Genomic DNA, 11,631 nt, shown 5'->3' on the forward strand with positions numbered 1-11,631 from the left:
TTTCTACGCGCTCACTCTCGCAGAGCGCGCGTGAACCGACCATCTCGGGCGCCTCGCCATTTCCGAGTCGTGATATCCCGGCGCTGGCTATGCTTGCGGGCAATGCCCGACTCGCCGACCCACTCGCACCGGGGTGCCCGACGGCATCGCAGCTCGCGGTCGTCCTCGAAACCGCTGATGGCCTTCACGCTGAGCGCGGTGGCCGTGCTGCTCGCTGGGCTCGTGGTGTTCGTGGTGGTCAACCGCTTCGGCGGCGACGGTGGCCCGAACGGCGCTTCGGGCAGCGTCGCGGTGCCCACCAGCGCGAACGGCAACGCCGGTGCCGGTGCGGGCGGCAGCCGGGCCGTGCCGGGCGAGAAGATCCTCGAACTGGCCGATCATCCGATCCTGCAGAACCCGGACGCCGGGCTGCCGAACATCGTGTGCCGGCTGCCGCCGTGGCAGCGTGACCAGGCGTCCGTCGAAGCCTTCTTCAGGGCCGCCGTGCTGTGCCTGAACCAGGCGTGGGGCCCGTTCCTGCAGGCCTACCACCTGCCGTTCGCGCCACCGGTGCTGCATTTCCCGAATGGTACGAGCTTCGTCACCGCGTGCGGCACGATCGCCGTCGGCGTCGCGACCGCGGCCTACTACTGCGACGACAACCTGTACGTGCCCTACCGAGGTCTGCAGATCGACCAGTACGGCGACAATCCCGGCGTGTACCTGGCGCTGATCGCGCACGAGTACGGCCACCACGTGCAGGAGGTGGCCGGGATCATGGACGCGGTGTGGCAGCGGATCTACCAGGTCGGGCAGAACACCCCGGCCGGGCTGGACCTCTCGCGCCGCAAGGAACTGCAGGCGCAGTGCTTTTCCGGGATGTTCCTCGGCGCGGTCGTCGACCGCGGCGGCTCGGTGACCCGGGCCATGTACGAGAAGGCGTGGCGCGATCAGGACACCCGCGGCGACAACACCTCCGGCAGCCACGACCACGGGACGAACGCGCATTACGCGCAGTGGTGGCGGACAGGCGCGCAGTACAACCGGATCGCTAAGTGCAACACCTTCGCCGCACCTGCCTCGGAGGTCTCCTAACCGGCCAGCGCCGCCCGGCGCGAGCCGCGCTGGACGAGGAACGCGTACGCGCCGCCGCTGAGGCAGCTCAGCGCCAGCAGGGCGAGGCCGACGGGGCGCCGCAGATCGGTGTGCCCGACCACGACGTCGGCCAGGTGCACGTCCGCCTGGCCGGGCCCGAGATCGGCCGGCACCGCGATCCGCACCCGGTTGTTCTTGTCGTGCCCGCAGGCGTCGAGCGAGCCGGTGCGGGTCTGCCCGCCGGCCTGGAACTGCACGGTCTCTTTGGCCGTCGGATCCGAGCACGGCGCCGGAGCGGTCACCGTGGCGTCCACGACCGTGCCGCCGCTCGACGGCATCGGCCCGAGAATGCCCGGCCCGGCCAGCCACACGACGACCACGACGAGCACACCGGCGAAGGCCGGGACCGCCAGGCTCTGCCAGCGCAGCCAGTGTTTCACGACCGCAATGGTTCCAGATCGTTCCCGGGATTCACAGTGAGAGCGGTGTGGCTCAGATCTATCACTCGTTGCGGTCAGCGGGGGTCACTTTCCGCACATACAGCAGGCGGTCCCCCGGTTCGATGGCGTCGACCTGCGGGGAGTCGACCCGGAACAGCTGCCCGTCGCGGACCACGCCCAGCACGATGTCACTCAGATGCCGGGGTGACCCTCCCTCTTCCGACGGCTCGACAGCACGGTCCGCAATCGCCAGCCCGGACTCGGGGGTGAGCAGATCCTCGACCATGTCGACCACGACGGGGGTGGAAGTGGCCATCCCGAGCAGCCGGCCGGCGGTCTCGCTGGAGACGACGACCTGGTTCGCGCCGGACTGCTTGAGCAGGTGCACGTTCTCCGCCTCCCGCACGGACGCGACGATATGCGCCTTGGGGGCCAGTTCGCGGGCGGTCAGGGTCGCGAGTACGGCCGAATCGTCCCGGTTCGTCGCGATCACCACGGCACGCGCGCGCTGCACGCCCGCGACGCGCAGCACGTCCGAGCGGGTCGCCGAGCCGTGCACGGTGACCAGGCCGAGCGCGGTGGCGCCGTCGAGCGCCTGCTGGTCGGTGTCGACGACGACGATGCGGTTCGGCTCGACGTTCTCGTCGCCCAGCAGGGTCTTGACCGAGGCCCGCCCCTTCGTGCCGAAGCCGACGACCACCACGTGGTCCCGCACCTTGGACCTCCACTTCTGGATCCGGAACGCCTGGCGTGACCGTTCGGTGAGCACTTCCAGTGTGGTCCCGACCAGCACGATGAGGAACAGCACGCGCAGTGGTGTGATGATGAGCACGTTGACCAGCCGCGCCGCGGCGCTCACCGGCGTGATGTCGCCATACCCGGTCGTCGAGAGCGAAACCGTCGAGTAGTAGAACGCGTCGAGCAGCGATATGCCGTCACCGTTCGTGTCGTGATAGCCGCCGCGGCCCACGTACACGATCACCACCGTCGCGACGAGGGCGATCAGCGCGCCGAGCACGCGCCGGCCGATCGACCGCAGCGGGCTGATCGACGGCTCCGGCATCCGGATCACGCCGACGAGTTGGGAGTCCGCCGTTCGGTCTCGGTCACGCACGCGGCGGATCGTAAAGGATCAATCCGGTCGCGGCCAGCCCGTGCTCAGGTCAGGCCAGACGCCAGACAGACCAGGGACTAACCGGAAGGCACCGAGCGCAGCAGCTCTTTGAGCCCGTCCGCGTCGAGCAGATCCACCGGGCGCAGCGTGTGATCCTCGCGCACGTAGTGGAACGCGGCCCGCACCTTCTCCAGCGGCACACCCGAAAGCGACGCCCACGCGAGCCGGTACGCGGCCAGCTGGACCGCCAGCGGCGCGACCCGCGACGGCTCCGGCACCGCGCCGGTCTTCCAGTCCACGACCGTCCACCCGCCGTCCGGATCGGCGAACACCGCATCCATCCGGCCCCGCACCAGCACACCGTCGATCTCCGTGGAGAACGGGACCTCCACCTCATGCGGGGTGCGCACCGCCCAGCCGCTCGCCTCGAAGGCGGCGCGCAGCTCGTCGAGTGCGGAGTCGGGCGCGGCGCCTTCGTCGGCCGCGCCGGGCAGGTCGTCGATCTCCAGCAGGCGCTCGCCCGAGAACCGGCGCTCGAGCCAGCCGTGGAAAGCCGTCCCGCGGCGGGCGAAGGTGTTGGGCGGCACCGGAAGCGGCCGCCGCAGCCGCCGCGCGAGCGCGCCCGGATCCGACGCGAGCTCGACCAGCTGGCTCACCGAGAGGTGCCCCGGCAGGGCCACCTCCTCCCCCGCCCCGGCCCGCGCGGCCAGCTCCGCGAGCAGGACATCGGTGTCGGCGATCCACCCGTCCGGATCGTCCTCCTCTTCCGTAAGCGCACCGGATTCGAGCGCGGTCAGCACCAGGTCCGCACCCTCGGCCACGGCGGGCCGCCGGTCACCGAGCGGATCGACCGGCCAGTGCGCCGTCCGCGACTGCTTGACCAGCGGGTTCTCGTCGTCCTCGGCCGGCTCGTCGGCCCACACGGACGAGCCGGCGAGCGCCGCGATTTCGACCAGGAAGTCCGAAGGCCCCTTCGGCCGCGCGCTCGTCTCGTTCCACCAGTGCCCCGAAACGATCAACGCGTGCTCGGACCGGGTCAGCGCGACATAGCAGAGCCGCCGTTCCTCCTCGGCTTCCCGCTCGGCGAAGCTCTCCTCGTGGATCTCGAACGCTTCGGTGATCTCCTTGCGATCCATCCCCATCGACACGCGGAGCTTCGGCAGGTCCTGCGCGTCACCCCGCAGATGCGCGGGCAGCGACGTCACCGTGCGCAGCCACGACGAGGACCGGCGCCTGTTGGGGAACACGTCGCGCGCCAGGTGCGGCACCGCGACGACCTGCCACTCCAGCCCTTTCGCCGAATGCACCGTAAGCACCTGCACCCGGTCCGGCAGCACCTCCACCTCACCGGGCGTCAGCCCGTCCTCCGCGTGGGCGGCCGTCAACAGGTAGTCCACAAAGGACATCAGGGTCGCATCCGGTGAGGTTTCGGCGAAGTCCGAGACGACGTCGGCGAACGCGTCGAGGTGCGCCCGGCCCGCGCCCCCAGGCCGGGCGAGCGATTCGACATCGAGCAGCATCGTGCGCTCCACGTCCGCGACCAGCTCCGGCAGGGACTGGTCGAGCCGCCCGCGCAGCCTGGCCAGCTCGTCGGCCAGCCGCCGGATCCGCCGGTACCCGTCCTCGGAGTAGCGCCCCTGGCTCCCCGGGTCGTCGAGGGCGTCGACGAGCCCGGTCTGCTCTGCTCGTTCCGCGAACAGTTCATCCACAGTGGATTCCGCAGTAGGCGGCGGCGCCGCGATCTCGTTGGCACGCCGCCACAACGCGGCGAGATCCGAAGCCCCGAGCCGCCAGCGGGCTCCGGTCAGCAGCCGGGCCGCCGCGGTACCGGCCAGTGGATCCGCCAGCACGCGCAGTGTCGCGACGAGGTCCGCGACCTCGGGCTCGTCGAGCAGGCCGCCGAGCCCCACGACCTCCACCGGAAGCCCGCGCGCCCGCAACTCCGCCGCGATGGGCGCCATGTCCGCGCGACGCCGGACCAGCACGGCCGCGGTGGGCGGCGAACCGGTCGCGTCCACGTGCTCGTACCAGCGGCGGGCGACCGCATCCGCGACCCACTCCCGCTCGGCGCGAACATCCGGCAGCAGCGCGCATCCGATGTCAGCGGCCCCGGCGCCGTCGCGCGCGCGCAAGCGTTCCACCCCGAGGCCGCGGGCACGCAGCGGTTCGGCGACGGCATTGGCCAGGGTCAGCACCTCCGGCGGATTGCGGAAGCTCGTCAGCAGGCCGTACCCCCGCGCCGGCACGAGCTTTCCGTTGTCGCGGCGGGGAAAGTCCGTGGTGAACCGGGGCAGGTTGGCCGCGCTCGCGCCGCGCCAGCCGTAGATCGCCTGCGCCGGATCGCCCACCGCCGTCACCGGCAACGGCGGGTTCTCGACGCCTCCGAACAGCGCGCGCAGCAGGACGCGCTGCGCGTGCCCGGTGTCCTGGTACTCGTCGAGCAGCACCGCGCCATATCGCTCCCGTTCGCCGTTCGCGACCTCGGGATGACCGGTCGCCAGCCGCGCGGCCAGCGACATCTGATCGGCGAAGTCGAGCGCGCCCTCCGCGCGCTTGCGGCGGTGGTAGGCCTCGATGAGCGGGATGAGGGCGAGCCGGAACCGTTGCGCCGCGGCGATTTCCGCGAGGGCCTTCGGCAGGGCGACGCGCTGCCCCTTGGCGCGGGGCGCGGACTCGATCAGCTCGCACAGCCACTTGCTGTACTCCGCCAGCTGCTGCTCGGTGACCAGATGCTCGCCCAGCTCCCCGGCGAGCGCGAGCACCTGCGCGGTGACCGAGGCCGGCACCCGGTCGGTGTCCAGATCATCGTCCCATGTGGACACCACCCGGTGGGCGAGCTGCCACGACGAGGTCTCCGACAGCAGCCGCACACCAGGCTGCACGGGCAGGCGCAGGCCGTGCTCGGACAGCAGGCGCCCGGCGTACGCGTGATACGTCAGCACCGTCGGCTCGCCGGCGAGCACGGCGGCGCGGCGCCCACCGCCGGGATCGACCCGTTCCAGCAGCCCGGATCCGGCCAGGCGCCGCAGCCGCGCCCGGACGCGTTCGGCGAGCTGGCGGGCGGCCTTGCGGGTGAACGTCAGGCCCAGCACCCGTTCCGGCGTGACCACTCCGTTGGCCACCAGCCAGACCACGCGAGCGGCCATCGTCTCGGTCTTCCCCGCGCCCGCGCCCGCGACGACGAGCGCCGGTTCGACCGGCGCCGCGATCACCGCGGCCTGCTCGGGCGTGGGCGGATGCAGGCCGAGCGCGGCGGCGACCTCGGCCGGGCTGACCACGGTCATCCCCCGGTCACCTGCCGTCCTTCCGGCCGCAGCGGGCAGGAACCGCGGGCCGGGCACCGGTCGCAGTCGGTGTTCTCGTTGGCTTCGTACCGGGGGCCGCTCGCGGACCTGGCGACCTCGCGGACGAGTTCGAGCCAGCGCTCGCCGCTTTCCGCGTCCAGCGGCGGCTGCGCGCGCTGGGTCGCGCCCGTCTTGGTGTTCGTCTTGGCCAGGTACACCAGCTTCGCGCCACCCGGCTGCTTTCCCGCACCGAACGCGCCGAGCAGCACGGAAAGCTGGTACGCGGCCAGCTGCGGATGCAGCTCGGCGTCGGCCGACGTGACCGGGTTCTTGCCGGTCTTGAGGTCGATGATCACCGGGCGGCCGTCCTTGTCGGACTCCAGCCTGTCGACCCGGCCCCGCAGGCGCACGAGCAGCCCGTCCTCGCCCACCGGCAGCTCGACTTCGATGTCCTGCTCGACGCCCAGCTGCGCCAGCTCGCCACGGCTGGTTTCCAGCCAGGCCAGGAAGTTCCGGACCATCTGCTCGACCCGGCCACGTTCGCGGCGGGAGAACCAGGGCGCGCCCGCGTCGACCTTCGCCCAGGCCTCGTCGAGCGCCTCACGCAGCCGCTGCTCGTCCAGCCCGCTCGCCGCCGCCTGCGCGAGGCCGTGCACCAGGGTGCCGGTGACCGCCGCGAGTTGCGCCGGGTCGTTGCCGCCGTGCCGCTCGATGAGCCACCGGAGCGGGCACTTGTGCAGGATGTCTACTGTGGAGGGTGAGATGCGCACGACGTCACCGCTGCCGTACAGCGGCTGCTCGGAGGACGCTTCGCCCGCGCCGTACCACGAATCGGGATGCGCGCCCGGGACGCCTGCCTCCGCGAGCCGCGCCAGCTGCCGCGCGGCTCGGTGCCGCCGCCCGGGCTCGGTCCTCGCGTCACAGGCGGCCTTGCGGAGCTCGCCGACCAGTTCGGCCAGGACGAGTGAACGGCCTGGCGGCTTCATCCGCGAGTCGGCCTCGTCCGAGGTGTTGGGTTCGAGATCGTCGACGAAGCGAGAGGGCTGCTCGTCCTCGCCCGCGACCGCGCTGACCAGCAGCGTGTGCTTCGCCCGGCTGGCCGCGACGTAGAACAGCCGCCGTTCCTCGGCCAGGATCGGCGCGATCGCGGACACCACGTCACCGTCCACACCGGACAACAAGTCGACGAGCTTTTCCACCCCCAGCAGCGAACCACGCAATCGCAGATCCGGCCAGCTTCCTTCCTGCACCCCGGCGATCGCGACGACCGTCCACTCGCGACCGGCCGCGCCGTGTGCCGTCAGCAGGGACACACCTTCGCCGCGGGCGGCGACCGGCGCCAGGCTGTCGCCCGCGATGTGCTGCGAGGACAGGTAGTCCGCGAACGCGGCGACGCTCGCCTTCGGCAGCCTGTCGACATATCGGCCAGCCGCATGGAACAGCGCGACGATCGCGTCGAGATCACGGTCCGCCTGCGAGCCGAGCGTGCCGCCGCGGGTCGACTGCCGCACGAGCCGCGGCTGCAGCCCGCTCTCCCGCCACAGTTCCCACAGCACCTGCTCGACCGGCGCACCGCGCCGGACCGCGGCGGCCGTCACCTCGATCAACGCGCCGATCCGGCGGATCGGGCCGGCCTCGGCGGCCGCCAGCGCGCCCAGCTTGTCGTTTTCCCGCAACACTTCCAGCAGCAGCTCATCACTCGAGCGCTGGCCGCCGGCGGCGAGCTCGAGCCTCCGCAGGCCGCGCCGCATCCGCCGCAGCGCCAGCGGATCGGCGCCGCCGAGCGCTGACGAGAGCAGCATCTCGGCCAGGTCGACGTCGAGCGCCTCGGGGTCGGCGGCGACGCGCAGGATCGCCAGCAGCGGGCGCACCGCGGGCTGCTTCGCGAGCGGCAGTTCCTCCGCAGCCGAGGCGATCGGCACCCCCGCGGCCCGCAAAGCCCGTTGCAGCACCGGAAACGACCTGCCGGGCGAGCGCGCCAGTACGGCCAACTCGGACCACGGCACGCCGTCGGTGAGGTGCGCGCGGCGAAGCTGGTCGGCGATCCAGCTCGCCTCCGCGGACGGGGTCGGCAGCAGGCGGACCTTGACCGACCCGTACTCGGCTTCCGGCGACGGCTGGACCGCGCGATGCCGGTTCGCACCGGACAGGGTGCCGCCGAGCCGGGTGACGGCCGCATGCACCTCGGTGCTCAGCCGGTGTGCGCGGGTCAGGGTCACCGTGTGCTCGCCGCTCGCATCGGCGTCGGCGAGCAGCGCGGGATCCGCGCCACGAAAGGAGAAGACGGCCTGGTCCGGATCGCCGGCGAGCACGAAGTCCTCCGCCGCCGAACCGAGCAGCCGGATCAGCCGGAACTGCAGCGGGTCCAGGTGCTGCGCGTCGTCGACGAACACGTGCCGGACGCGCGCCTGCTCGCGGGTCAGCAGGTCGGGGTCGCCCTCCATCTCGACGAGCGCACCGGCCACCAGTTCGGCCGCGTCGAGCGCGGGGGCACCGCCCGCACCCTGCAGGATCGTGACCTCTTCGTACTCGCGCCAGAACTTCCCGGCGGCGACCCATTGCCGGCGGTCCGTGCGCTTGCCGAGCTTGATCAGATCCTCCGGGCCGAGCCCACGTTCGGCTGCGCGCAGGATGAGGTCACGCAACTCCTCGGCGAACCCCGGCACGCCCAGCGCGGGCCGAAGCTGCTCGGGCCAGTGCGGCGCGCCGAGTTCGAGCTCCCCCGCCAGCAGTTCACGGATCACCACGTCCTGCTCCGGGCTGGACAGCAGGCGCGGCGGCGGAACCCCCTTTTCGCCCGCCTGCAGGCGCAACAACGCGAAGGCGTACGAGTGCACCGTGCGGACGATCGGCTCGCGGATCGTGCGGCCCTGCGCCCCCGACGTCCCGCGGCGCGTGATGTCGGCGCGCAGGGCGTCCGCCGCGCGGCGCGACGTCGTGAGCACCAGCAGGCGTTCCGGATCCACTCCGGCGTCGATCCGGTTCGCCACGGCCGTGGCCAGCAGCGACGTCTTGCCCGTGCCCGGCCCGCCGAGGATGCGCACGAACCCGGCCGGCCGTTCGATCACGGCCCGGGCCGCCGGTTCCCAGTGCTGCGCGCGTGGCTGCTCGGGCGGGCGGCGGATCAGCCGCGCCCGCCGGGACATCGTGCCGCGCGCGTTCACGGCCCGATGGAATCATGCCCCACCGACAGAATCGTGAACCGGCACGCCGCGTAGCGTGGTCTCGTGGATGAGCAGCTGCACGAGCGTGTGCGGGACGTCATCTCCTCGGTGCCCGCGGGCAAGGTGGCGACCTACGGCGATATCGCGGCTGTCGCCGGTGCGCCGTCGCCGCGGCTGGTCGGGCGGATCCTCGCCGAGGACGGGCACGACCTGCCGTGGCACCGGATCCTGCGCGCCAACGGCACCCCGGCGCCGCATCTCGCGCACCGCCAGCTCGAACTCCTGCGCGCCGAGGGCGTGCTGGCCGACGGGCAGAAGGTCAACCTGCGCAGGTACCGCTGGCAGGTATGACGCTAGCCGCCGAGTTCGGACACCAGCAGCTTGACGAGCGCCCCCAACCGCTGACGTTCCGGTTGCAGCGTCGGGACGCCGACGGCCGTCAGCGGCGCCGCCGTCACCGGTCCGACGCAGGCGCACACGACGTCGCTTTGCAGTGCCCGCAACAGGTCTTCGTAGCTGCCGCGCTGCCGCGCGAGGTCGAGCAGGTTCGCGGTCGCCGGGGCACTCGTGAACGCGAGCGCCTGCACCCGCCGGTCGAGGACGCCGTCGAGCAGCCGGTACGCGGGCTCCATATCGGACGGCCACTCCCACCGGTACGGCTGCAACTCGATCAGCCGCGCACCGGCGTCGGCGAGCGCCGCGGTGTGCTCCCGCAGCGGCGAACCGTGCAGCTGCACCGCGACACGCTTCCCCGCCACGCCCGTCTCGAGAAGGTGGGCGAACAGCTGGCGGTTGCTCTCCTCCGGCGCCGACCACTCCTCGCTCAGGCCACGGCCGCGGACCGCACCCCGCCCCTTGGGGCCGCGCGTGAAAATCCGGGCCCGGCGCAGCGTCGCGAGGAGGCGGTCCGACCGGCCCCAGCCCTCCACCGCGTCGAGCCAGCCCCGGAACCCGGCGCCGGTGGTCACCGCGAGCATGTCGATGTCCTCGGCGAGCACGTCCTCCGTCGCCGCGCGCAGCCGGCGGTCGTCGGGCAGCGGGACGATGTGGATCATCGGTGCGTGGCGGACGGTCGCGCCGTTGCGTTCGAGGGCGCTGATGAACTCCTCGGCTCGGCGCTCGGCGGTCACGCCGATGGTCAGCCCGGTCAGATCACCCATAGCTCGCACCCATCCTCGCGACGGCCGCGGCGACCTCGGCGCGCAGGTCGGCCGGTTCGAGCACCTGCAGCTCCGGTCCGAACCGCAGCAGCTCGCCCAGCGCCGGAGCGCCCGGTTCCACCGGCAACTCCACTCGCAACCACCCGTCCTCGTCCGGTTCGTCGCGGCACTCGCGCAGCGCGCGGGCACCGACCGCTCCCAGGTAGAACGGTACGAGGTCACGCCCCAGTCGCGATAGCCGCACGACCGCGACCCGTGGATACATCCGCTGTTCGAACTGCTCGGACCACTCGCGCCAGTACTCGGCGAGGTCGAAATCGGCTGGCCGGTCGAAGGGCTCGCCCGGCTCGAGGCTGTCGATCCGGGACACGCGGTAGGTCCGGACAGTGCCGTTCGCACGGGCGGCGAGGTACCAGTTGCCCGCCTTGAGGACCAGGCCCAGCGGTTCGAGCACGCGATCGGCCTCGGTGTTGTCCCAGCGGCGGTAGCGCGTGGCGATCCGGCGGCCCTCCCACACCGCCTGCGCGACCTCGGCCAGCCGGGGCAGGCTCTCGATCCCGCGGAACCAGCCGGGCACGTCGAGGAAGAACCGCTGCGCGAGTTCGCCCGCGCGCTCGCGCAGCTCGGCGGGCAGCGCCGCATACAGCTTCAGCTGCGCGGCCGCGAGGACCGTGCCCAGCCCGAGCTCTGCCGCGGCGATCGGCAGCCCGGCGAGCGCAAGCGCTTGCGCCTCCTCCTCGGTGAGCCCGGTCAGGCGGGTGCGATAGCCACCGACCAGCTGATATCCGCCCATGCGGCCGCGATCGGCGTACACCGGCACCCCGGCGGCCGAAAGCGCCTCGATGTCCCGGTACACCGTTCGTACCGACACTTCGAGCTCCGCCGCCAGCTCGTCGGCGGTCATCCGGCCCCGGTTCTGCAACAGCAGCAGGACCGACAGCAACCTGCTCGCCCGCACGGTTTCCATTATTCCCGAAAAACCTGACAGTAGATGGCAGGTATGCGGTCCAGGCTGTGCTCATGACCAACACGTTCACCACGAAGAGCTGGGACGAAGCGATCGTCGACGGACCGGAGGACGGTCCCCGCTTCGCCCACGCGCACTGCACGTTCGAGTACCACGGGGTCATCGAAGGGACCGCCGTCTGCGACTACCTGCTGTACTACCCGGGCGAAGGACCGGCCCCGGGGTTCGAGCGGATCACCGGGAGCGTCGAGGGCCGGAAGGGCAGTTTCGTGATCCGGCACGAGGTGCGCTACTCCCGGGACGGCATACGGGGCACGTTCACGGTGGTGCCGGGCTCCGCGACGGGCGAGCTGGCCGGCTTGACCGGGACTGGCACGATCGCGGGAGCGGGTGATCCAATGGACTACACGTTCGACTACAAGCTGTAG

9 protein-coding genes are annotated in these 11,631 nt (G+C 72.0%); 3 read left to right on the forward strand and 6 right to left on the reverse strand.

What is annotated here, in order from left to right:
• Positions 1-177 precede the first annotated feature (177 nt).
• Positions 178-1,074, forward strand: a complete 897-nt coding sequence (locus FG385_RS22510; protein ID WP_139098814.1) for a neutral zinc metallopeptidase — start codon at positions 178-180, stop codon at positions 1,072-1,074.
• Here the strand turns inward: FG385_RS22510 and FG385_RS22515 are convergent.
• From FG385_RS22515 to FG385_RS22530, 4 genes are all read right to left on the reverse strand, one after another.
• Positions 1,071-1,514, reverse strand: coding sequence for a hypothetical protein (locus FG385_RS22515; protein ID WP_235022728.1), 444 nt, complete (start codon positions 1,512-1,514; stop codon positions 1,071-1,073). The genes FG385_RS22510 and FG385_RS22515 overlap by 4 nt on opposite strands.
• A gap of 61 nt (positions 1,515-1,575) precedes the next feature.
• Positions 1,576-2,577 carry a potassium channel family protein gene (locus FG385_RS22520; protein WP_139098816.1) on the reverse strand — a complete coding sequence of 334 codons (1,002 nt, stop codon included), beginning with the start codon at positions 2,575-2,577 and terminating at the stop codon, positions 1,576-1,578.
• A 128-nt stretch (positions 2,578-2,705) separates the two neighbouring features.
• Positions 2,706-5,912: an ATP-dependent helicase gene (locus tag FG385_RS22525; RefSeq protein ID WP_139098751.1), complete on the reverse strand. Its 3,207-nt coding sequence runs from the start codon at positions 5,910-5,912 to the stop codon at positions 2,706-2,708.
• Entirely contained in the window at positions 5,909-9,058 is a 3,150-nt protein-coding gene (locus FG385_RS22530; protein ID WP_200834608.1) for an ATP-dependent helicase, read from the reverse strand. The genes FG385_RS22525 and FG385_RS22530 overlap by 4 nt, the downstream gene beginning before the upstream one ends.
• 81 nt (positions 9,059-9,139) lie before the next feature.
• Between FG385_RS22530 and FG385_RS22535 the strand changes: the two genes are divergently transcribed.
• Complete coding sequence (locus FG385_RS22535) at positions 9,140-9,427, forward strand: MGMT family protein (RefSeq protein WP_139098753.1); 288 nt, start codon at positions 9,140-9,142, stop codon at positions 9,425-9,427.
• A gap of 2 nt (positions 9,428-9,429) precedes the next feature.
• Here the strand turns inward: FG385_RS22535 and FG385_RS22540 are convergent, their stop codons facing one another.
• Both FG385_RS22540 and FG385_RS22545 read right to left on the reverse strand, forming a co-directional pair.
• On the reverse strand, positions 9,430-10,236 hold the full coding sequence (locus tag FG385_RS22540) for a uroporphyrinogen-III synthase (protein WP_139098754.1): 807 nt from the start codon (positions 10,234-10,236) through the stop codon (positions 9,430-9,432).
• On the reverse strand, positions 10,229-11,194 hold the full coding sequence (locus tag FG385_RS22545; RefSeq protein WP_139098755.1) for a helix-turn-helix transcriptional regulator: 966 nt from the start codon (positions 11,192-11,194) through the stop codon (positions 10,229-10,231). Before FG385_RS22545 ends, FG385_RS22540 begins: the two co-directional genes overlap by 8 nt.
• 62 nt (positions 11,195-11,256) lie before the next feature.
• On the opposite strand from FG385_RS22545, the gene FG385_RS22550 reads away from it, so the two are divergent.
• Positions 11,257-11,631: a DUF3224 domain-containing protein gene (locus FG385_RS22550; RefSeq protein WP_139098756.1), complete on the forward strand. Its 375-nt coding sequence runs from the start codon at positions 11,257-11,259 to the stop codon at positions 11,629-11,631.

This window comes from Amycolatopsis alkalitolerans (genome assembly GCF_006152065.1).
GTDB classification, from domain to species: Bacteria; Actinomycetota; Actinomycetes; order Mycobacteriales; family Pseudonocardiaceae; genus Amycolatopsis_E; species Amycolatopsis_E alkalitolerans.